Source organism: Martinezella paranaensis (genome assembly GCF_014200235.1).
GTDB lineage: Bacteria > Pseudomonadota > Alphaproteobacteria > Rhizobiales > Rhizobiaceae > Rhizobium > Rhizobium paranaense.
This window is the reverse complement of record NZ_JACHBI010000004.1, coordinates 235,368-254,838: the sequence shown is the minus strand read 5'-3', so window position 1 is coordinate 254,838 and position 19,471 is coordinate 235,368. Positions and strand designations below refer to the sequence as shown.

The 19,471-nt window shown below is 58.3% G+C and carries 23 protein-coding genes and 1 tRNA gene; 8 read left to right on the top strand and 16 right to left on the bottom strand.

From position 1 onward, the window contains the following. Positions 1-138: 138 nt before the first annotated feature. Positions 139-213, top strand: a tRNA-Gly gene (locus GGD50_RS12470). A gap of 105 nt (positions 214-318) precedes the next feature. Here the strand turns inward: GGD50_RS12470 and GGD50_RS12465 are convergent. The 4 genes from GGD50_RS12465 to GGD50_RS12450 all read right to left on the bottom strand — a co-directional run bounded on the left by GGD50_RS12465 (position 319) and on the right by GGD50_RS12450 (position 2,856). Continuing rightward, positions 319-603 (bottom strand): acylphosphatase, encoded by a 285-nt coding sequence (locus GGD50_RS12465; protein WP_107109939.1) that lies wholly within the window; start codon positions 601-603, stop codon positions 319-321. A gap of 121 nt (positions 604-724) precedes the next feature. Further along, on the bottom strand, positions 725-1,996 hold the full coding sequence (locus tag GGD50_RS12460; RefSeq protein WP_107109673.1) for an MgtC/SapB family protein: 1,272 nt from the start codon (positions 1,994-1,996) through the stop codon (positions 725-727). A gap of 184 nt (positions 1,997-2,180) precedes the next feature. After that, positions 2,181-2,381: a hypothetical protein gene (locus GGD50_RS12455; protein WP_107109674.1), complete on the bottom strand. Its 201-nt coding sequence runs from the start codon at positions 2,379-2,381 to the stop codon at positions 2,181-2,183. A gap of 211 nt (positions 2,382-2,592) precedes the next feature. Next, positions 2,593-2,856, bottom strand: a complete 264-nt coding sequence (locus GGD50_RS12450) for a hypothetical protein (protein ID WP_107109675.1) — start codon at positions 2,854-2,856, stop codon at positions 2,593-2,595. Positions 2,857-3,022: 166 nt separating this feature from the next. Here GGD50_RS12450 and GGD50_RS12445 point away from each other — a divergent pair, with 166 nt between their 5' ends. Together GGD50_RS12445 and GGD50_RS12440 are read left to right on the top strand one after the other, a co-directional pair. After that, complete coding sequence (locus tag GGD50_RS12445; RefSeq protein WP_245407524.1) at positions 3,023-3,460, top strand: hypothetical protein; 438 nt, start codon at positions 3,023-3,025, stop codon at positions 3,458-3,460. A 141-nt stretch (positions 3,461-3,601) separates the two neighbouring features. Further along, on the top strand, positions 3,602-4,243 hold the full coding sequence (locus GGD50_RS12440; protein WP_107109676.1) for a DUF1007 family protein: 642 nt from the start codon (positions 3,602-3,604) through the stop codon (positions 4,241-4,243). A gap of 112 nt (positions 4,244-4,355) precedes the next feature. On the opposite strand, the gene GGD50_RS12435 is transcribed toward GGD50_RS12440, so the two are convergent. Further along, a complete protein-coding gene (locus GGD50_RS12435) occupies positions 4,356-4,613 on the bottom strand; it encodes a DUF1344 domain-containing protein (RefSeq protein ID WP_107109677.1) in 258 nt (85 codons plus the stop codon). A gap of 312 nt (positions 4,614-4,925) precedes the next feature. Between GGD50_RS12435 and GGD50_RS12430 the strand changes: the two genes are divergently transcribed. The 5 genes from GGD50_RS12430 (at position 4,926) to GGD50_RS12410 (ending at position 9,198) form a co-directional block, all read left to right on the top strand. Beyond that, a complete protein-coding gene (locus GGD50_RS12430) occupies positions 4,926-5,186 on the top strand; it encodes a hypothetical protein (protein WP_107109678.1) in 261 nt (86 codons plus the stop codon). Between the two features lie 24 nt (positions 5,187-5,210). Further along, positions 5,211-6,014, top strand: a complete 804-nt coding sequence (locus GGD50_RS12425) for a COG4705 family protein (protein ID WP_107109679.1) — start codon at positions 5,211-5,213, stop codon at positions 6,012-6,014. A 139-nt stretch (positions 6,015-6,153) separates the two neighbouring features. After that, entirely contained in the window at positions 6,154-6,831 is a 678-nt protein-coding gene (locus tag GGD50_RS12420; RefSeq protein WP_107109680.1) for a winged helix-turn-helix domain-containing protein, read from the top strand. After that, on the top strand, positions 6,818-8,179 hold the full coding sequence (locus tag GGD50_RS12415; protein ID WP_107109681.1) for a sensor histidine kinase: 1,362 nt from the start codon (positions 6,818-6,820) through the stop codon (positions 8,177-8,179). Before GGD50_RS12420 ends, GGD50_RS12415 begins: the two co-directional genes overlap by 14 nt. Before the next feature lie 227 nt (positions 8,180-8,406). Continuing rightward, entirely contained in the window at positions 8,407-9,198 is a 792-nt protein-coding gene (locus tag GGD50_RS12410) for a MipA/OmpV family protein (RefSeq protein WP_107109682.1), read from the top strand. Here GGD50_RS12410 and GGD50_RS12405 read toward each other — a convergent pair. The 11 genes from GGD50_RS12405 to GGD50_RS12355 all read right to left on the bottom strand — a co-directional run bounded on the left by GGD50_RS12405 (position 9,139) and on the right by GGD50_RS12355 (position 19,347). Further along, entirely contained in the window at positions 9,139-10,479 is a 1,341-nt protein-coding gene (locus GGD50_RS12405) for an SAM-dependent methyltransferase (RefSeq protein WP_107109683.1), read from the bottom strand. The two genes, GGD50_RS12410 and GGD50_RS12405, sit on opposite strands and share 60 nt — an antisense overlap. Further along, entirely contained in the window at positions 10,479-10,904 is a 426-nt protein-coding gene (locus GGD50_RS12400; protein WP_181316109.1) for a DMT family transporter, read from the bottom strand. The genes GGD50_RS12405 and GGD50_RS12400 overlap by 1 nt, the downstream gene beginning before the upstream one ends. Then, positions 10,905-12,053 (bottom strand): GNAT family N-acetyltransferase, encoded by a 1,149-nt coding sequence (locus GGD50_RS12395; protein WP_107109684.1) that lies wholly within the window; start codon positions 12,051-12,053, stop codon positions 10,905-10,907. Next, positions 12,034-12,849 carry an alpha/beta hydrolase gene (locus GGD50_RS12390; protein ID WP_107109685.1) on the bottom strand — a complete coding sequence of 272 codons (816 nt, stop codon included), beginning with the start codon at positions 12,847-12,849 and terminating at the stop codon, positions 12,034-12,036. The genes GGD50_RS12395 and GGD50_RS12390 overlap by 20 nt, the downstream gene beginning before the upstream one ends. Next, the gene (locus GGD50_RS12385; protein WP_107109686.1) at positions 12,839-13,714 is read right to left on the bottom strand and encodes a fatty acid desaturase family protein; all 876 of its coding nucleotides are present in this window, start codon (positions 13,712-13,714) and stop codon (positions 12,839-12,841) included. The genes GGD50_RS12390 and GGD50_RS12385 overlap by 11 nt, the downstream gene beginning before the upstream one ends. Then, positions 13,711-14,064 (bottom strand): DMT family transporter, encoded by a 354-nt coding sequence (locus GGD50_RS12380; RefSeq protein WP_107109687.1) that lies wholly within the window; start codon positions 14,062-14,064, stop codon positions 13,711-13,713. Before GGD50_RS12380 ends, GGD50_RS12385 begins: the two co-directional genes overlap by 4 nt. Further along, positions 14,061-15,014 (bottom strand): arginase family protein, encoded by a 954-nt coding sequence (locus GGD50_RS12375; protein ID WP_107109688.1) that lies wholly within the window; start codon positions 15,012-15,014, stop codon positions 14,061-14,063. The genes GGD50_RS12380 and GGD50_RS12375 overlap by 4 nt, the downstream gene beginning before the upstream one ends. A 4-nt stretch (positions 15,015-15,018) precedes the next feature. After that, a complete protein-coding gene (locus tag GGD50_RS12370) occupies positions 15,019-16,440 on the bottom strand; it encodes an aspartate aminotransferase family protein (RefSeq protein ID WP_028751404.1) in 1,422 nt (473 codons plus the stop codon). Positions 16,441-16,460: 20 nt separating this feature from the next. Then, the gene (locus GGD50_RS12365) at positions 16,461-17,144 is read right to left on the bottom strand and encodes an MtnX-like HAD-IB family phosphatase (RefSeq protein WP_107109689.1); all 684 of its coding nucleotides are present in this window, start codon (positions 17,142-17,144) and stop codon (positions 16,461-16,463) included. A 170-nt stretch (positions 17,145-17,314) separates the two neighbouring features. After that, positions 17,315-18,694: a sensor histidine kinase gene (locus tag GGD50_RS12360; protein ID WP_107109690.1), complete on the bottom strand. Its 1,380-nt coding sequence runs from the start codon at positions 18,692-18,694 to the stop codon at positions 17,315-17,317. After that, positions 18,691-19,347, bottom strand: coding sequence for a response regulator transcription factor (locus tag GGD50_RS12355; protein ID WP_107109942.1), 657 nt, complete (start codon positions 19,345-19,347; stop codon positions 18,691-18,693). Before GGD50_RS12355 ends, GGD50_RS12360 begins: the two co-directional genes overlap by 4 nt. Between the last annotated feature and the right edge of the window lie 124 nt (positions 19,348-19,471).

Sequence of the window (19,471 nt, the reverse complement as noted above, 5' to 3'; positions counted from 1 at the left end):
CGAAAAAAATACAGATTTTTCTTCGCGACCTCGTCATTTCCCTGTTGCATTTGAAAAATGGTTAGGCCATATAGCGCCCGTCGCCGCAAGACGACGCCCAGCGGTCCAACACACTACCCCGGACGGTTGCGGATATGAGCGGGTGTAGCTCAGGGGTAGAGCACAACCTTGCCAAGGTTGGGGTCGAGGGTTCGAATCCCTTCGCCCGCTCCAGTTTTACAAAAAATCGGTTAGTTTGGAATGGCCTTTTGGGGCCATTTGGCGTTTGCCGCGAGGCTGGTCGCTTTTCGGCAAGCGGCTTGCAGGCTGCGAATTCATTCAGCCGGTGATGCGAAACCCTGTTGGCATCTCCGCGAGCGTAGTCGGTTGTTTCTCCACGCTAGAAACCGATGCGCCGGGAGGTCCATGCCAGAAATGCTCCATCATGGTCGAAATCGCGGCATCAGGTCCGGCAATCAAAGCGGCGACGGACCCGTCCGATTCGTTGCGGACCCAGCCTGCCAAACCGAGCCTCAACGCCTCGTTTCGCGTCCAAACACGGAAACTGACGCCCTGTACCCGACCGGTTATCCGCACCAGGGCAGTCTCATAATCATCGGACATAGCGACACCCATCTGGCAACAGCATTAGAATGCCAATCCGCGAAGCAGTGCGCAAGAGATGTCCAATGCCCACGAAAGCCGTCTCCGGCCGATGTCGGCGGGCCTCCTGATGGTCATCGCATCAATCGGGTATGAAACTGCGCAGCGCGAAATAAGCGACTGCTCCGGTGACGATCGCAATCGCCGACGCCTGCGCCAAGGCCATGCCGTATTCCCGCGTGCCGGATGAGAAGGCCAGCGCCGCCTTCGTCACCACATTGATGACGACGGCAATGAGGATGACGTCGGCAGCTGTCTTGACGTCGATCGCCGAACCCGCAAGCCGCGCGGTTGAAAGCGTGATCGCGTCCACATCCACCAGCCCGGAGATTGCCGCCACCACGAAAAGTGCCGATGTGCCGATATAGGCAATCGTCATTTTCGATATGAGGCTGATCAGCCCGAGCAATGCGGCGAATGAAAACACCATGCTCAATTCGAACGGGTTCTTCAGCGTAATTTCCGGCACATCCGTTGCAGCGCTGGAACGCCAGACCCAGAGGAAACCGGCAATCAGGAAGCCGATAATCGCCGGCACCAAGCCGGATGCCAGTGGCACGAGCAGGTTGAAGGAAAGGGCACTGCCGACGACCAAAACGCGGGCGAAGGACAAGGCGCCGGCAATGGCCGCCCCAGCGGCCAGATGTGCCGAGCCCTGCGGTGCCTCCTTAGAATGGCGAGCGAAGGAAAGCGTCAGCGCCGTCGAGGAGACCATTCCTCCGGCAGCACCGGCCAGCAACACGCCGCGGCTCGTGCCCGTCACCTTGATGGCAACGTAGCCAGCAAAGGAGAGGGCGGCGATGGTAATGGTCAGCAGCCATAGAGAGAACGGGTTGAGCGCTCCCCAAGGATCAAGCGCCCTGTCCGGCAGCAACGGCAGCGCAATCACAGTCATCGCCAGCAGCACCAGCGCCGAACGCAGTTCCGGCCAGGTCAGCCCTTTAAGAAAGCCATGTAGGCTATAGCGTGCGGCAAGAATTACCGTCGTAGCGACGCCGCCGGCTGCCGCAGTCACGATGTCGCCAACGGCAGCCAGAACCCCCAGACCGAAAACGACGAGCGCGGCAACGACCGAGGTGATGCTGTAATCCTCATCCTCCTTCGTTTCCTGCCACTTGCCGGCGATGTAGATGAGGCCGAGCAGGACGGCGATCGTGGCCGGCAGCAATGGGCCAATCATGGACTGCAATATGCCGGCTATTCCGCCAAGAAAGCCGGTGAGGCCGAACGTGCGGATGCCGGCCGTTCTGCCGCCTGCCCGAACGTCACGCTCCTGCCAGCCTCGCTCGACGCCGACGAGCAGGCCAATCGCAAGCGCTACGCCCAGGCGTTGGAAGATTTCGGTGTGTTCCATGGCATAACGATAGGCCAGTTACGCCCGCGCGCAATCCATCTTTGAAGAGACAACCTCGGCATAGCCATCGCCGCCCGGCGGCTAAGCATGTCGCGCAAAAGTGCGCAGCGGTTTTGCGATAACGACATGCGCAAAATCAAAGACCTAAAGCGCAAGGAGCGAATCCTAGAGATCGCGATGCGCTTTAGAAAAACAGCCGTTTCAAACTCGCTTCGTTTTTCACGCCGTGTTGATAGAAATCGATGATGGATGCGGCAAGCTCCTCGCACCGTTCGTCATCCTTGATGCCCTTTTCAACGCAGATCTGGTCGAACACGCGCTGGCAGATTTCGATATCGTCATTCTGCAACGGGATCTTACTTGCCAACACCAAACCGCGGATCATGAACTGCCCCTTAGTCGTCATAACCAAAAAGCGCCCCGCCTGAGGAGCCTCTGGCAGGGCAATGAAGGAAATGCATGAGACTTGTTGAGTTTAGCGCAGACATGATGCGAATCAAGAAAACCGCGCGTTTAGCTTCGCAGTCGCGACAATGTGAAGAGCCGGGGTTTCGACGAACCCCGGATGTCGATCCTGCTCAAATCATGGATATGCGTCAGATTTCATGCAACGCGCGGGTCAAATGGCTGCGGCAATCCGACAATTTATGTGCCTTGAGGGAATCCGTTGCCAGCGTCAATTGTCTCAATGCGATTTTCTTATGGGCCGCATCGGGGATCGCGTCGGCCTTCGTCTGCGTGTCCGCGATCGTGGCCGCATTGCATTCAGCCCCTGGCTTGCTCATGGGCGAACTCGCAGCATAGAGCGGTGCAACGCTTGCTGCGAGGAAGAGGGCTGTGGCTAAAGCTGGTTTCAGCATTTTGCTATCCTCAGGGACGGAATGTCCCGGCGACAAACGTGGCTGGCCGGTCGGTGTTCCAATGCAACGATGCGTAAAAACATCGCACCGTTCCTCGGTGGGGCGCTCCGAAGCGGGCTCCGGTGCGACAAAGTCCGGCTGCATTTTTGGGCCATGGAAACAAATGATGAAACCCAGGGAAACCAAGCGCGTTGTTTTCGATACCATCTACACGCAAAGGGCAGCGACGGACCCGGTCATGAATTCTTGGGCGAAACCTCTTCTCCTCTTCGAAGTCACGCTCTTTGCCGCCGCCTCGCTTGTCCACTCCGGCGTGCTCCTTGGCAGCTATTATGCCCACACACGGGCGGCGACAGCCGAAGGGGTGATTGCGGTAGTTCTGTTTTGCGGGGTATTCGCGTGCCTTTTCCAACCGGCATGGACCCGCTCCGTGGCTCTCGCGGTCCAGAGTTTTGCCCTTTTCGCAACGCTGATCGGCGCGTTCACCATCGCCATCGGCATCGGCCCACAGACAACGGCAGACCGTGTCTTCCACCTGCTCCTGCTGCTGGTACTGATCTCAGGCTTTGTCGCCACCTTCCGATGGAACAGTCCGGTAGAATGAATGCAACCAGGGCAGCGAATCTCGGTTCGACTTCGCCCGCATCAGCCACCGCGATCGCAACCCTCCAGGGTCTCAAATCAGTCTCAATTGAAGTTCAGGCCTCGACATCAGAGCCCCAGACGGATCACGGACAGAGCCTGAATGAAACGATTGATGATTTTGCCGATCGCGATGCTGTCGCTTCTGCCTGTCCCGGCTCTTGCCCACCCGCATATATTCATCGACGCCAAGTTCGAGGTGGTTGCAGCACCGGACGGCTCGATCGCCGAGCTTCGCAATGTCTGGCGTTTCGACGAGGTGTTTTCCTCGTCAGTGCTGCTGGATTTCGACAAGAACGGCAACATGACGCTGGATACCGGTGAGCTGAAGGCCGTGGGCAAGACGGTCAGGAATTCGCTTGCGCAGTACAACTACTACACAAACGTCACCAGCAACGGCAAAGCGGTCGCGATGGCGAAGCCCGAGACGATACAGGCGGACTATAAGGACAACGCCCTGATACTGACCTTTTCACTGAAACCAGAGCAGAAGACCTTCCTCAAGGGAACCACGATTTTCGGCATTTACGACACGACGCTTTATACGGCGGTCGATTTCGCCACCGATAGCGACATGGCTACCTCCGGCGAGGCATTTGCCCGCTGCAAGCGCAAAGTGGTGCGGCCCAACCCGAAAGAGATCATCGCCCAGAACCAGGCCACACTCACCAGCATGTTTTTCAACGACCCGATGGGAACGAATTATTCACAGCTCGTGGCGACGAGGCTGGAAGTCCAGTGCTGAGATTGCCGCTGGCCTGAGGAACCGTCCCTTTCGCCGGACTGCGTGTGCCGAAACACAATCCCCTGACCCTGTTTCGGGCTAAGGGATCATGCGCTATCACACTGCCAATGTCCTACATAACGGGACGGACGCTTGATACCGTTGTCTTGCCGGCTTTTGTCGTGGAATAGTTGACCCGGACCTTCTCGCCGGCCTTGAAGCGTTCCACTTCAATCTTCTCCGGCAGCCTCACGACCTTTCCGCTCATCAGCGTAATCGAGTCGCCTTTTTTGTCGACGCTCTTGATCGTATCGGTAATTCCCTTTGCAAAGGCTCCCGTCGACGACGCGACCGCAAATATTGCCGCTGCGATGATGACTGATCTTTTCATCTTCCTGATCCTTTTCGAGTTGATTCATTGTTTTGACTCAACGAGTCATTCGCGCCGTGAGAGGCGACAAATCCAACGTGAACTCGCAATTTTGCAGCGAGATTGCCTGGAACATACGGATGCGTAACCTCGCGGGCAGAGACCGCTTGGCGAGACCGAAATGACCGGCGACCGCGCCAACCTTACGAAACCGTATCCTGGCGGCAAAGCCGCCGTAGAGGCACCGCGCTAGATCGCTTGCTCACCGGCTGAGAACATTTCGCCGGTCGATCAATTTGGGCCTGCCGGCCCGCAGGAGCAAAGGAATCTTCCATGAAAAAGATCATCGCCGCCGCCATTCTCACCGTCATTGCAAGCATCGGCTTCGTCGTATCCGGAGCTCACGCCGCCGCCACACCCTGCGAAGAGATGTTGAAGGATATGCGCACAGCCAAGGCAACGGCCAAGCTCAGCGATGCCGATATGACAAAGGTCAACGACCTCGAAGCCAAGGCTATCGAGCGCTGCAATGCCGACGACGACACCCGCTCCGACAAGTTTCTGGCCGACGCCATGAAGATCATGGGCAAATAAGCCGCAAACACCTGGAGAAATCCGATGACACATACTCACACGGCGCCGGTTCAGCAGAACCGGGTTCCCGAGGTCACTATCGATTTCTGGCTGATCAAGCTGATGGCCGTGACCATGGGCGAGACGGCTGCCGACTATCTTGCCGTTAATCTCGGCCTCGGCCTCACCGTCACTTCCCTATTGATGACCGCAGTACTGATTGTCGCCCTGGTGTTTCAGTTTGCACAAAGGCACTACGTTCCGCCCTTCTATTGGGCAGCCGTCGTTCTCATCAGCATCGTTGGCACGCTCGTTTCCGACAATCTCGTCGACAATTTCGGGGTCGCACTTCAGACCACGGCCATCGCATTCACGATCGCGCTCGCTGTGACCTTTGCGGTCTGGTATGCGGTCGAGAGGACATTGTCGATCCACTCCATCTTCACGACGCGCCGGGAAGCCTTCTACTGGCTCGCCATCCTGTTCACCTTCTCTCTCGGAACGGCCGTGGGCGATTTGGTGGCCGAAGTCTTCGCGCTTGGCTATCTCACCACCGGCATTCTCTTCGGAGGCATCATCGCGGCGATTGCGGTTGCCTATTTTGTCTTCAGAATGAACACCATCCTGGCCTTCTGGCTTGCCTATATTCTGACGCGGCCGCTCGGAGCCTCGTTCGGCGATCTGCTGTCGCAGCCGCAGGAATATGGCGGCCTGGGTTTCGGCACGATCGTCACCAGCCTGCTGTTCCTCGCCGTGATCGCCTGCCTGGTGATCTACATGACCATTGCCCAAAAACCTACGGATCAGGAGCCTATGGAGGCGGAGCTCGGAGAGTCCCGGGAGATATGACCTGCTGCGCTTCAGGTTGGTGAAATGAGTTTGCAGTAATCGATATATTCGCACTCGCCAGTCGCCATGAGACGCCGGCGGACGGCGGACAAACCCGCTTTCAAACGGCGCCATTGCCGAAATAGGAACAGATCGTTTCATGCGCATATTGCTCATAGAAGACGACATCAAAATCGGGGAATTCGTCTCGCGCGGGCTGCGGGAAGCAGGGCACGTATGCGACATGCTGTCGGATGGGCAGGATGGACTTTTCCATGCCATTCGCGAGACCTATGACATCTTTATCATCGACCGCATGTTGCCCGGTCTCGATGGCCTGTCAATCATGCGGTCGATGCGCGCCGCCGGCGTCAAGACGCCTGCGCTTTTTCTAACCGCGATCGCAGGCATTGATGACCGGGTGGAAGGTCTCGAGGCCGGCGCCGATGATTACCTCGTCAAACCCTTCGCGTTTTCCGAACTTCTGGCGCGGGTCAACGCGCTCGCCCGCCGTCCGCCCACCGTTTCCGAAAAGACCATGCTGCAGGTTGCCGACCTGACGATGGACGTGATGAAACGCCGTGTCACCAGGGCCGGGGTCGAGATCGAACTGCAGCCGCGGGAATTCACGCTTCTGGAGGTGCTCGCCCGCAACGAAGGCAGGGTTCTCACCCGAACGATGCTCCTTGAACGTGTATGGGATTTCCACTTCGATCCGAAGACCAGCGTGGTCGAAACGCATATCAGCAGGCTGCGCGGCAAGATCGACAAGCCGTTCGACGTACCGCTCCTTCATACGATCAGAAACACTGGTTATTCGTTGCATGCGCCGCGATAGCATTCTGCGCAGCACATCGTTTCGTCTGGCGCTGATCTTTTCGCTGATGTTCATCAGTGCTTTCATAGTGACAGGCTTGATCGTCTATCAGCTTGTCAAATGGGAACTTCAGCAGCGTCAGGACCAGACGATACAGGAGACCTTTGCCGTGATTGCCGCAGCCTACGGCGATCAGGACATCCAGGACCTGCTGGATACGGTTGAGACCTACGCCAAGGCAAGCGACGACCGCCAGCGCGTATTTTCGCTCGTCGATCCCTCGGGAAAGATTCTTGCCGGCAATATCCCCGACCTCAAATTTCCGGAGGGCTGGAGCGACGTTGACGGCGACAAGATGCAATTACAAGGGGACCAGCAATACCGGATCTTCTCCGGCACAGTCGACGAAAATCGCCTGACCGTGGGCCTCAGTCAGAGGGAAACCAAAAACATTGAAGCAATCATGCTGCAAAGCTTCGGCTGGGCCTCGATCATCGTCCTGCTACTTGCAATTTTCGGCGGCGGATTGATTGCTCTGCGCGTGCAAAGGCGTTTTGGCGCCGTTCGAAGCACGATGGAACATGTGGCGCGTGGAAACCTGGATGCGCGCGTTCCAATCGTCGGACGCGGCGATGACGTCGATCTGCTGTCCTATGACATCAACGACGCCCTTGCCCGCCTTGCGGCGACCGTCGATGGAATGCGCCAGGTCAGCACCGATATAGCCCATGACCTGAAATCCCCGCTCAACCGCCTCAAGATGACCGTCGACGAAGCCCTCGCGAAACAGGAAACGGGCATGATGGTGGTTCAGGAACTTGAGGCCGCGAGTTCGGAAGCCGACCGCATCAACGAAACTTTCGAGGCATTGCTGCGGATCGCACAGATCGAAGCGGGAGCCCGAAAGTCCAGATTCGGCAAGGTCGATCTCGGCGATATGCTGCAATCGCTCGATGATATTTATTCCAGCGTCGCCGAGGACAATGGTCAAAGGCTCAGAACCAGCCTTGACCAGCCGCACGAGGTCATTTGGGGCGATCGGGAGCTCCTGACCCAGATGTATGCCAATCTCATCGAGAACGCCATTCGCCATTGTCCGGTCGGGACCGATATCGTGGTCCGGAGTGAAGCAGATGCCAAAACGATCATCACGAGTGTCGAAGACAACGGCCCCGGCATTCCCGAACACGAGCACGACAACGTCTTCCGCCGCCTCTACAGGCTGGAAAAAAGCCGTACATCCAAAGGAAGCGGGCTTGGTCTCAGCCTGGTAAAAGCCATCGCTGACCTCCATGGCGCCGGGATCCTGGTGGAGAACTGCAGACCTGGGCTGCGAATAAAAATCGTTTTTCCGAGGATCGGTCCATGAAGCCTCAAAGAGGTTACAACACGTTTCCCGCAAATTGTACAAGCCGTTCCAACCGCCAAATGGATGCAGCCATCGTCGCTCAAGTTTTTTCTATTTGTATAACATCAGGTTGTGTTAGTAATGCCGCCGGGGCAATCCGCCTGCAAATTGGGCGATTACGAACGGGTGTCGGCAGGGTGTTCAGCGTCAACACATCTTTGTTCAACAGGTTCTCGGCGTTTGCCGGGATGGCTTTGCTGGCGACATCCGCAGCCGGCGCGCTTCCGGCACTGGCGCAGGAAGCGGCGAAGTCTGATTCAACCACCTGGGTCGTGACGCTCGGCGGCACGGTGGAATACGGACCTTCCTACGAAGGATCTAAGCATCTTTCTTTCAGCGGCATGCCATCTTTCGACGTCCATCGCCTTGGTGAAACACAGGACTACAGCGCCCCGGACGACAACATCGACTATAGCCTGTTCGAGGTCGGCGGCATCGAAGTCGGCCCGGTCGTCGGCCTGAGAAGCGGGCGCTCGGCATTCGACGATTCTCATCTGGACGGGCTGCGCAGGGTTCGCTGGAATTTCGATGCAGGCGCGTTCGCGCAATATTGGCCGATGGAAAATCAGTTGCGGGTGCGGGCCGAGACGCGCCAGGCGCTCTGGGGCGGCGATGGTCTCGTTGCCGATCTGTCGCTCGACTGGTTCCAGCCCGTCGGAGACAGTTGGCTTCTCTCCGTAGGCCCGCGCATGTCGCTGGCGAACTCCACCTACATGAGCAACAATTTCGGAATCTCCGAAAGCGAGGCGGCGAAAAACGGTCATATCAACGCCTTTGACGCCGGCGGTGGCCTGAAATCCGTCGGCTTTACGGTCGCGGCGACCTATACGTTCTCGCCCGCCTGGAGCGTGCAGGTCTATAACAAATACAGCCGTTTGGTGGGCGATGCCGCCGACAGCCCGATCACCTCGCAGATCGGTTCACCCAACCAGAACGTTATCGGCTTTACGCTCAACAGAACGTTCGACGTTCGATTTTGAAGCTTGCTCCACTTCGCTGCGGGCGATGTAGTCCCGCGTGACGGGGACAATGTCGTTGCGCTTGCTGATCTGGATCTGGAAGACGACGAGATCTTCGTAGCGGAACGCAGCCTCTGCGGTCGAAAGATAATATTCCCACATCCGACAGAAGCGCTCGTCATAGAGTTTCGTCACCTCGGCCCAACGCGCCATGAAGCGCTCGCGCCAGTTGGCGAGCGTCCAGGCATAGTGCAGGCGCAGCACCTCGACATCGGTGATCGTCAATCCCGCTGCCTCGACTTCCGGTACGATCTCCGAAAGTGCTGGAATATAACCGCCGGGGAAGATGTATTTGTCGAGCCAGGGCGTGGTGAAGCCGGGCGTCGCCGAACAGCCGATGGTGTGCAGCACCATGATGCCATCATCCTCCAGCAACTCGGCGCATTTGCGAAAGAAGGTCCGATAGGATGCCAGGCCGACATGCTCGAACATGCCGACCGAAACGATCCTGTCGAAATGGCCGGTCAGGCTGCGATAGTCCCTGAGCGCGAACTGAACTTCCGCCAGCGATCCGTCCATCGCGCCCGGCACCCGTTTCGAAGCATACTCGTGCTGCTCTTCGGACAGGGTAACGCCGAGGACATAGCCGCCCGGCGCCTGCTCGGCTAGGTGCCGGGCAAGACCGCCCCAGCCACAGCCGATGTCGAGAATGCTGTTGTCCGGCTCGATCGACAGCTTGGCGGCCAGATGCCTTTTCTTCGCCAGTTGCGCCTCTTCCAGCGATTGGTCGGGATGCTCGAAATAGGCGCAGGAATATTGCCGATCCGGATCCAGGAAAAGCTCGTAGAGCCGGCCGTCGAGATCGTAGTGATGCGCGACGTTTGTCTTGGAACGCCCCGGCAGATTGCGGTGACGGAAAATCCGCAGCCTCGTGCGGATATGATCTATGACGCGAGCAATGAGCGGATGCGTGCTATTCTGCGCCTCCCGCAGCATCATCGCGACGAAATCGTAGAGCGAGCCCTGTTCGACGAGGAAACGGCCATCCATGTAGAGCTCGCCGAGCCGCAGGTCGGCATCGACAAGGAAAGCCCACTCAGCGCGGGTATCCGCGAAGCGGACATGGACCGGCTGACCGGCGCCGTCGCCAAACGTCAGGACGCGGCCAGCGGCCGTCGTCACCGTCAGAGATCCCCTTGTCACGATATGCGACAGCGCGCGTTTCAGGCTCCAGTCCGCAAGGCCGGACAAGATGCCGACGCCCTTGTTTTGGCGATGGTCTTCAGCTTGCAATCGGGACATCACTTATCCTTACCCGTGTCGGTACTGAGCGAACCGTGCTTTGAACCCCAGTCATTTTGCTCGGACGGTTCACCCGCGGCGCTTGCGATCAGCCAGACGCCCGTCAGGATCAACCCGCTGCCGATGACCTGCAGGCCCACCACCGGTTCGCCGAAGACGAACCAGCCGGTGGCGATGATCAAGACGTAGCTGATGCCGGAAAGGGGGAAGGCCCGGCTGAGATCAAGCTCGGAAAGCACATTCATCCAGATGAAGAAGCAGAGGATTTCCGCAGCGATCGCCGCCAGGATCCAATGCGACGCCAGCGCCTGCCACAGCCAATCCGCTCCGGCAGCAGCGTCCAATTGCGCGGCCCCGTGCTTGATGAAGAATTGGTACAGCGTGTTCAACACCGGCACAGCCAGCCAGGATAAGCGCATCGACATCTACTCAACCACCTCATCTGTCGAAAACAGCGGAGACACCAGCCGCAATATTTTCTGAAGAACGGGATTGCGATGGCGAAAGAACATCGCATTGGCGGTGAGAGTGCTGCCGAGCCGCACCTTGTTCTCATAATAGGCCTGGCCGCTCTGGTAACGGCCTATGCCGTGTTCCAGGCAATAACGCAGATTGGTGAACCAGCTCAGGAAATAGAGATTGTAGGGTCGGCCCTCTTCGCCATCCATGCAGAAGAATTTATCGATGGCGACGCGCCCGTCATGGACGATCAGGTTGGCGGCAAGGAGCCTGTCCTCGACGAAATAGAAGGCGCAGAAGGAACGACCTTCCATGCGCGAGAGAATTCCCTCGAAATAGCCGGCCGTCAGCTCCTCGAACTGCCATTCGCTGCGATTACGGGTATCGTGGTAGAGCCTCATGACCTCAGGCAGGAAATCGCCGAAATCCGTGCGGATCTCGACCCTGACCTCCCCAAAGGATTTCAACTTGCGGCGCATGTCCTTGCGCGTGCCCGAGGAGAGCCGGGCGAGATATTCGTCGATCGTCTTGAAATCGATATCAAGCCAGGCGGTCGGCAGGCCGCCGATCATGGCGTAACGGCGGGCGGAGAGTGGGCCATCGAGCGCGGGGACAATCGGCTGGGGAATATCCTTCAGGCCCATCAGCGCGCAGTCTTCCGTCGCCGCAAGCTGTTCGAAGAACGACAGCAGCTCCGCAAACAACGCTTCGCGGCGTTCCAGCGCCACATCAGGATGAAAGCCGACCGCGCCCGTTTCCGTGCAGGGCGAGCCGAGACAGGCAAGGCGCAGCGTCAGGAAGCCCGGGAAGCGTTGCCGCACGCGACGTACCATCCTGCGCAGCGCGCCCTCTTCCAGAGTCGTGTCCAGCGCATAGGGGCAGAGGAAAGCCGGCATGGCGGCGCTGACCCGCCCGTCTTCGACGATCGTGATATAGCGCCATTCGAAGCCCTCGATGCCGGCCTCCTCGATGGCCAGCAGGCAATCATAGTCCTCGACCTGATCTTGAAAGCACGCGTTCCAGGCATCGCGGCCGATGGCGCGAATGCTGAAATGCACCTCGGCGACGGGATCGCGGACCGGTGCCGGCGAAAGGCTAGGCAAGGGCTGTGACATGGCTCGTCTCGAAGAAATCTGCGGTGAAGTCGGCTACCTGCCGATGCTGACGGTCGACATGGATCATATGGTAACTATCCTTGATCCATCTGAGTTGGTGCGGACCGCCGATATGGTCGGAAATATAGCGGGCATGCCGGGGATTGCTGAGGTCGTCGTCCTCGGCGTGCAGGATCAGCGTCGGCGTCTTGATCTCCGGCAGTCTGCCCCTGAGGGCCTTGCCCAGCCGATGCATCTCGACGAGCCCCCTGCCGGGGAATTTCTCAAGAACACCCTCACCCCCCATGGCTTCGATCAGCTTGCGCATCCGCTCGTCCTTGATCCCGAGAGATGCGGTCTCGCGAAAATTGAGGCGGTCGAGAAAAGGAATGCGGGATAGCCAGCCGATTTGCGACGACAGCAGCGGATAATAGAAAGGAACGTCCCACCCGTCATAATGAAAGCACGGGGAATAGATGGCCACGGCGCGGATCGTATCGGGGCGGCTTTCGGCCGCCAGCATCGAAAGCTTGCCACCGACGCAGATACCGGCGGCAAAGACCTGCTGCGTTCTCTGCGCGAGCAATTCCGACGCCTGCACGACGCTCTCCAGCCAATCCTCCCATCGCGTGCGCCGCAACGTACCAGCGTCGACGCCATGGCCGGCCAGCAGCGGCGCATAGACGCTATAGCCCTTGCGATGGAGATGGCGGGCGACCAGCTTCATTTCCGCCGGAGCCCCCGTCAGTCCGTGAACAAGCAGCACGCCTTTGTCATTCGAGCCTTCGAGAAAAAAGCTCAGTCCATCAGCCTTCATGATGCGAAAGCTCCGCCTGCCGATTTTCCTTGGCCATGAAGCCAAGCGCGTGGCAGGTGCTGATGACGTGCGTGCCGGCCTTTTCCTGCTCTTCCCTGATCTGCTCGTGCAGCGTGCGCAGTTTCGTCCAATGGGTCCGCGGCCGGTAATGGTGCTCGGCGTGATAGCCGTTGCCGAACCACAGCCAATTGTAGAACGACTTGTGGCTGCTGACGCCCCAGGCGATCGGCTCGTCCGGATCGCCATGCAGATGCTCATAATAGCCGTTGAGCGACGACAGGCAGTTGCCGAAATAATAGAAGGGCACGAAGAACAGCACGGCCTTCCAGTCGTAGATCAGTGCAATCGCAGCAAGGCCAAGGAAGAAGAAGAGCTCGAAACGGCCCCAATTCGCATCGAACGGACGGTTGCGAGCGATGGCCTTATGGATATCGCCGAGGCTGTCACGGAAGAAGCTCAGAAGCGTGTAGGACCACACATTCTCCGGCTCGCCGTTGCGACCGTGGCGATAGATCGACAGCAGATCGATCGTATCGCCCTTTTCATCCGGCCGGTCGCTGTTGCCGGAGTGATGGCGCATATGCACCCAATGATAATAGGTCTGCGAGAAGCCGATCGCGACCGATTCCAGCAGGCTGAACGCATAGTTCATCCAGCGCGGCTTGAAATAGGGCGTGTGGATGAAATTATGGGATATGCTGTTGATATTCCACGAGATCGACACGGCATACAGGCAGCCGAGGACAGCCGAAAGCCACAATGGCCGGCTTTCGAAACCGACGATCAGGTAGATGTCGAAGACGAGATGCGCCGCAGCGGCCAGAACCGGCACGACGTCCCATCTCGAGTGCGCGAAGATTTTCATAGTCCGGTTACTCCCACACAAGCCACGCCGGCGGTCACGAGGAACACACCCGTCGCGTGGCGGAGGTTGATATTTTCTTTGAAGACCAAGGCTCCGGCGAAGACGATGACGACATAGCTCAGCGCCATCAGCGGAAAGGCGATGGATAGGGGGACGTGCTCAAGCACCGCGGTCCAGGCCAACAGCTCCACCGCCCAAAAGAAGATGCCGAGCCATGTCACGGGCTTGGCCAACGCCGAAAGCAAGGTGTTTTGGCTTGCGGACTGCTTGAAGCAGACCTCGCGCGCCGTTTCCGCCAGCACGCAGAAAAGGATCAGGCCAAGCATGGGAAGGGTCAGGCTGCCGCTCATGCCATGTACTCCGCCAAGACCTCCAGCAGCGCGTGGTTGGCGGCACTGTTGATGTTTCTGATCGCGTCGGCCTTCGGCCGGATATGCGGCTGATCGATAAAAATCTCGGCCCTTTTCAAAAGCCTGGTTTGCAAGCTGCCGGCATAGTTCGGGGCGGAGTAGTCGCCGATGACGTCTGCGCCGATAATGCGATGGCGGTTGCCGATTTCGCTGATCAGCGCCAGGAGATAGGGCAACCGCATGCGCCCCTGGTCCCAGTTCGTCACGGCGTCGTCCGCGGCCAGCACGTCCTTGTCGATCGTCAGATAGACGGCTTCGGTACGAATCCGGCTCAGCATCCGGTCGATGAAATTTTCCTCGCCGATCTCGGAGATGGATTTCCAGTGCAAGGCGCCCTTTTCCTGCCGATAGCTGGCGCCGCTGCCGTAATCGGCCAAGACCCGGCTCGGCGGATGTTCATAGGGATAAAGTTCGAGCTTGCCTTCGCCGAGCCAGTGCAGGTTGGCACCCTTGCGCTCCGGGCTGCGAAGGTCGTGGCTGCAAACACCGATGGTAATGACCTTCTGGATATTGCGGTTGGCAAGCGCACTGTTGACCCAGGATCCGCAATGCATGCCACCATTGAAGGTCACCCAGTCCGGGTGGTTGTCAAAATGAATGAGCGTCGCCGACACGGATTGCCGCTCCAGCGCCCCGTCAAGAAGCAGCGCCGTTATGTGATGAAAGTCGCCCGAGCCCATGAAGCAGAGCTGCGGATCCTTGCCGACTGCCGGCGTGTTCCGCACGATATTGCGGCTGAGTTCGGAAAGCGCCGTCTGCTTGCTCCAGAGACGGACCGCCTTGCCGCTTGCTTTATCGACATATTGGCACGCGCCCGCAAACTTGCAGGCGCGCACGAAATCTGGTTGCAACTCCAACGCATCATCGAGATGAAGAAGAAGGAGTTGCACCGACTTACCTCCGGGCCGCGCGCGTGAGAAGCTGATCGAGCAGTGCAATCGCCAGATCGATCTCCTCGCGGGTGATGAGCAGGTTCGGCGCAAAGGTGATGACGTTCTTGTGGTAGCCGCCGACGTCGAGCACGAGGCCGTACATCTTGGAACCGACCTGAATGTCGCCCTTCATGCCCTCGTCGCAGAGCCAGTCCATCGTCGCCTTGTCCGGCGTGTAGCTGTCGTCCTTGCAGATCTCCATCCGCAAGGCCAAGCCGAGACCGTCGACTTCGCCGACAATGGCATGGCGCTTCTGCAACTGTTTCAGCCCATCGAGGAAATAGGCGCCCTTGGCCATGATGGCCGCGCCGAAATCCTCCTCTTCCAACATCTTCATGGTTTCGAGAGCCACGGCGGTCCCCATCGGGTTGCTGGCGAAGGTGGAATGTGTCGAACCGGGCGGGAAGATCTCTGGATTGATCATCTCTTCCCTTGCCCAGACGCCTGAAAGCGGGTTGAGCCCGTTGGTGATCGCCTTGCCGAAGACGAGAGCATCGGGCGAAACGCCGAAATGCTCGATCGACCAGAGCTTGCCGGTGCGGTAGACGCCCATCTGAATTTCGTCGACGACGAGCAGGATGCCGTGATCGTCCAGCACCTTCTTCAGTTCGACGAAGAAGTTCATGGGCGGAATGACGTAGCCGCCTGTGCCCTGGATCGGCTCGATGTAGAAGGCGGCATATTCGGACTTGCCGGCCTTCGGGTCCCAGACGCCGTTGTATTCGCTCTCGAACAAGCGGGCGAACTTCTGGACGCAGTGATGCCCGTATTCTTCCTTCGACATGCCCTTCGGGCCGCGGAAATGATAGGGGAATTCAACAAACTGCGCGCGGTCGCCGAAATGGCCGTAGCGGCGGCGGTAGCGGTAGCTGGAGGTGATCGCCGAAGCGCCGAGGGTACGGCCGTGATAACCGCCTTCGAAGGCGAACATCAGGCTCTTGCCGCCGGTGTAGTTGCGCACCAGCTTCAGCGAATCCTCGACGGCCTGCGAGCCACCGACGTTGAAATGGACGCGGCCCTTGTGGCCGAATTTGCTCTCGGCATCCTGGGCGATCATCGCCGCAAGCTCCACCTTTTCACGGTGCAGATATTGCGAAGCGACCTGCGGCAGCCGGTCGAGCTGACGGTGTGCGGCGGCGTTCAGGCGTTCGTTGCGGTAGCCGAAATTGACGGCGGAATACCACATCTGCAGATCGAGGAACGGCGTCCCGGCCTTGTCGTAGACATAAGAGCCTTCGCACTCCTCGAAGAATTTCGGCTTTGCTGTGTAGTGGACCGTATCGCCATGGGAGCAATAGGTCTCTTCAAGGACACGCAACTCCGCCTCAGATTTGACGTGCGACTCCATCTCGCCACTGAAGGCTTCGACTACATTGGTTTTCATTAAATGCCTCTTGATCTAGTTCATGCGATCTTGGATTGCAGCAGCGCGCGGGGTCCCCGGGCGACGCTCGGAAGAATGGCTTTCATCTTTGGAAGCAGGTCGACGAAGCTTTCGAAGCCGACATAGGGAATGCCCTGGTCCTCGCAATAATCGGCGAGCTTGGCTTTTGCGAAGACAAGGTCGACCTTATCGGAAACACAGAAATCGCTTCGCCCATCGCCGATGTAGATCTGCAGTTCGGTGCCTTTGACAACCCGGCATTTGCAGACGCCTGAACCGGACATGCATCCGGCTGCCGTAAGCGACGGAGAAAGAGAATACAATTCTCGGCCATGAGCGAAGCGATAGGTGAGGACGTTGGCGATTATCCGCAGGTCGTCGATGCCGTGACGCGCCAGGATGTGGCGAATGAAATAGTCGACACCGTCGCTGACGATCGTCACCGGCAAATCACTGCGGTTGCAGTATGAGAGAAAGTCCTCAAAGCCGGGGTCGATGGACACCTCGTCCAGGAGAGCATTGAGATCTTTCCGGCTTGCCTGCACGAGGGCAATCTGCCGGCGCATGCACTCGGCCGACCCGATCAGCCCGCGTTTCCACTGCTGTTCTATATCTTCCCATTCGGAGCCGGCGAAACGGGATAACACCATATCCGTCGCGTCTTCGATGGATATGGTTCCATCAAAATCGCAAAACACCTGCATGAAAATATCCCTTCGCCTTATCCTGAAGTTGCGTTTAACAACGACGGATGAGCCAGGCATGAGGGCAGGATGATGCGAAAATGAAAAATGGAGCGGCTCAAGATTCCGTGAAAAGCTGAACCCGTCCAGCTATGAGAATCGCATATTCAAGGGAAGGTGCAGAGGGCGCTTTATGGGTTTTTGGGCAGCCGCAGGTCGACCCGCAGGCCCGTGCCCCAACGCGGCGTCGATAGCTGGATGGATGCAGCAAGTCGGTCAGCCGTATCGGCGACGATCGCAAGACCGAGGCCAGACCCTTCGGTGTGGAGCGTATTAAGCCGGTAGAATCGCTGGAAGACCGCCGCCCGCTCATCGGGTGGAATGCCGGGTCCGCTATCGCTGATCGATATCCGCCAGAGTGCGCTTTCGGAGGAGATCACCACTTCGATCTTGCCGCCGACGGGCGTATATTTGATGGCATTGTCCAAAAGGTTGCCGATCATCATGCGCAGCAGCGATTCATCTGTTTTGACCTGCGCCGTCTCGTCGCCATCAAGCAAGACATCGAGCTGCCGGCTGGTGATGATATTGCCGAATTCCGCCAGAACCGACGCCACAATATGATAGAGCGTGACGGACGTCGGATTGAGGGGATGGTGGCTTACCCTGGCAAGCCGCAGCAATTGCTCAATCAGATGTATGGCGCGATTGTTGCTGGCCACGAGATCGGCGATGATCGTCTGCCTCTCCTGCTCGCTGTCGCTGTTGCCCAGCATCTGCAGCAACAGCTTCACGCTGGCCTGCGGAGTGCGCAATTGATGTGCCGCAAGGTCAGAGAAGCGCCGCTCGAGTGTCAATGAATGACCGAGTTTTTCGAGAAGCTGGTTGATTGAGCGGCCGAGCGGCAACAGGTCGCGCGGCAGATCTTTGACAGGGATGGCGGAGAGATCGTCGGGCGACCGGGTGCGGATCTGGCGTACCAGCCCATGGATCGTGCGCAAGCCGCTGTTGATGCCGAGCCAGATGAGAAAGCCGATGACCGGCACGAGAACAAGCAGCGGAAAGAAGAGATTGAGCAGGATGTTGGAGACAAGCGTTTCCCGCAGGGCAATCTTTTCGCCGATCTCCATGACGATGGTCGTGTTCGGTATCGGCAGCGAATAGACGCGCCACTCCTCTCCACGGTAGGTAATGGTGGTGAAGCCGACCTTCTGCTGCGGCACGTCGGACATGAAGGCCGTGCTGCTGTAAAAGCGGATGCGGCCATCCACCCAGGCGCGAAACATGTGAGCGTCGGCATAATCGTCAGCGTCCTCGTTGAAGGCTAGCTGATTGTCCATGTTGAAGTCGATATCGTCGATCTTCTTCGGAGAGCGGTCGGGCGATAGTTCCAGAGGGCGGCGCAGCAAGCTCCAGATAACGTTCGCATCGTCGATGAGCTGGGCATCGTAGATATTGTTGATCTCGCGCGTCGCACTGTTGAACGCGAAAGCGCCGATCACCACGATCGTCACCACCACGACCGGCGCGATCCTGAAGAAGAGTTTGCGGGTTAGTGTGGAGGTGCTCATCGCTCGATCATGTAGCCGACGCCGCGGATCGATTTGATGAAATCGGTGCCGAGTTTCTTGCGCAGATTATAGATCGTCACCTCGATGGCGTTGCTTTCGACGGTGTTCTCGGCATCGTAGAGCGCATATTCGATATCATTCTTGGTCACGTATCGGCCGCTGCGCTCCATCAGCAGCTTCAGCAGATGGAATTCCTTGGCGGTGGTATGGACCTGCGCATTGCCCTTGCGGGCGACCATCGCCGATGGGTCGACCTCGACATCGCCGCATCGAATGAGGCTTTCGGTCCGCCCGTCGCGGCGGCGGATCAGCGCGCGCAGGCGGGCAAGCAGCTCGTCAAGATCGAACGGCTTGACCAGGTAATCGTCGGCGCCCTCATCAAGCCCTTCGACTTTCTGCCGTACCGCATCCAGCGCTGTCAGCAGCAGAACCGGCACCGCATTGCCCCGCTGCCGAATGCCTCTCAGCACCTCCATGCCATTGAGCTGCGGCAGGTTGATATCGAGAATGACCGCCGCAAAATGCGAATGCTGTGCGGCTTCGAGACCGGACTCGCCATCGCGCATCCAATCGACGCCGTAGGCATGCTTCTCCAAAGCCTTCTTGAGGGATGATCCAAGAATATTGTCGTCTTCAACAAGCAGAACACGCACGGTCGATCTCGTCTGGTCAACGGGGATTATGAAGCCGATGTGAACCGCAATTGAAGCGGCCTTGTGGCAGAGGTATAATGTGATGCTTGAGTTCAGCAAGACCTGCAAGAGCCTATCCGAGCTG

Excerpts from the sequence above, each read along its gene's own strand:
- GGD50_RS12405 (WP_107109683.1), bottom strand. The coding sequence starts at position 10,479 with ATGTCCCGATTGCAAGCTGAAGACCATCGCCAAAACAAGGGCGTCGGC.
- GGD50_RS12365 (WP_107109689.1), bottom strand. The coding sequence starts at position 17,144 with ATGCAGGTGTTTTGCGATTTTGATGGAACCATATCCATCGAAGACGCG.
- GGD50_RS12465 (WP_107109939.1), bottom strand. The coding sequence starts at position 603 with ATGTCCGATGATTATGAGACTGCCCTGGTGCGGATAACCGGTCGGGTA.
- GGD50_RS12415 (WP_107109681.1), top strand. The coding sequence starts at position 6,818 with ATGCGCCGCGATAGCATTCTGCGCAGCACATCGTTTCGTCTGGCGCTG.
- GGD50_RS12450 (WP_107109675.1), bottom strand. The coding sequence starts at position 2,856 with ATGCTGAAACCAGCTTTAGCCACAGCCCTCTTCCTCGCAGCAAGCGTT.
- GGD50_RS12360 (WP_107109690.1), bottom strand. The coding sequence starts at position 18,694 with ATGAGCACCTCCACACTAACCCGCAAACTCTTCTTCAGGATCGCGCCG.
- GGD50_RS12385 (WP_107109686.1), bottom strand. The coding sequence starts at position 13,714 with ATGAAAATCTTCGCGCACTCGAGATGGGACGTCGTGCCGGTTCTGGCC.
- GGD50_RS12380 (WP_107109687.1), bottom strand. The coding sequence starts at position 14,064 with ATGAGCGGCAGCCTGACCCTTCCCATGCTTGGCCTGATCCTTTTCTGC.
- GGD50_RS12460 (WP_107109673.1), bottom strand. The coding sequence starts at position 1,996 with ATGGAACACACCGAAATCTTCCAACGCCTGGGCGTAGCGCTTGCGATT.
- GGD50_RS12390 (WP_107109685.1), bottom strand. The coding sequence starts at position 12,849 with ATGAAGGCTGATGGACTGAGCTTTTTTCTCGAAGGCTCGAATGACAAA.
- GGD50_RS12420 (WP_107109680.1), top strand. The coding sequence starts at position 6,154 with ATGCGCATATTGCTCATAGAAGACGACATCAAAATCGGGGAATTCGTC.
- GGD50_RS12435 (WP_107109677.1), bottom strand. The coding sequence starts at position 4,613 with ATGAAAAGATCAGTCATCATCGCAGCGGCAATATTTGCGGTCGCGTCG.
- GGD50_RS12445 (WP_245407524.1), top strand. The coding sequence starts at position 3,023 with ATGAAACCCAGGGAAACCAAGCGCGTTGTTTTCGATACCATCTACACG.
- GGD50_RS12440 (WP_107109676.1), top strand. The coding sequence starts at position 3,602 with ATGAAACGATTGATGATTTTGCCGATCGCGATGCTGTCGCTTCTGCCT.
- GGD50_RS12400 (WP_181316109.1), bottom strand. The coding sequence starts at position 10,904 with ATGTCGATGCGCTTATCCTGGCTGGCTGTGCCGGTGTTGAACACGCTG.
- GGD50_RS12425 (WP_107109679.1), top strand. The coding sequence starts at position 5,211 with ATGACACATACTCACACGGCGCCGGTTCAGCAGAACCGGGTTCCCGAG.
- GGD50_RS12395 (WP_107109684.1), bottom strand. The coding sequence starts at position 12,053 with ATGTCACAGCCCTTGCCTAGCCTTTCGCCGGCACCGGTCCGCGATCCC.
- GGD50_RS12455 (WP_107109674.1), bottom strand. The coding sequence starts at position 2,381 with ATGATCCGCGGTTTGGTGTTGGCAAGTAAGATCCCGTTGCAGAATGAC.
- GGD50_RS12370 (WP_028751404.1), bottom strand. The coding sequence starts at position 16,440 with ATGAAAACCAATGTAGTCGAAGCCTTCAGTGGCGAGATGGAGTCGCAC.
- GGD50_RS12430 (WP_107109678.1), top strand. The coding sequence starts at position 4,926 with ATGAAAAAGATCATCGCCGCCGCCATTCTCACCGTCATTGCAAGCATC.
- GGD50_RS12410 (WP_107109682.1), top strand. The coding sequence starts at position 8,407 with ATGGCTTTGCTGGCGACATCCGCAGCCGGCGCGCTTCCGGCACTGGCG.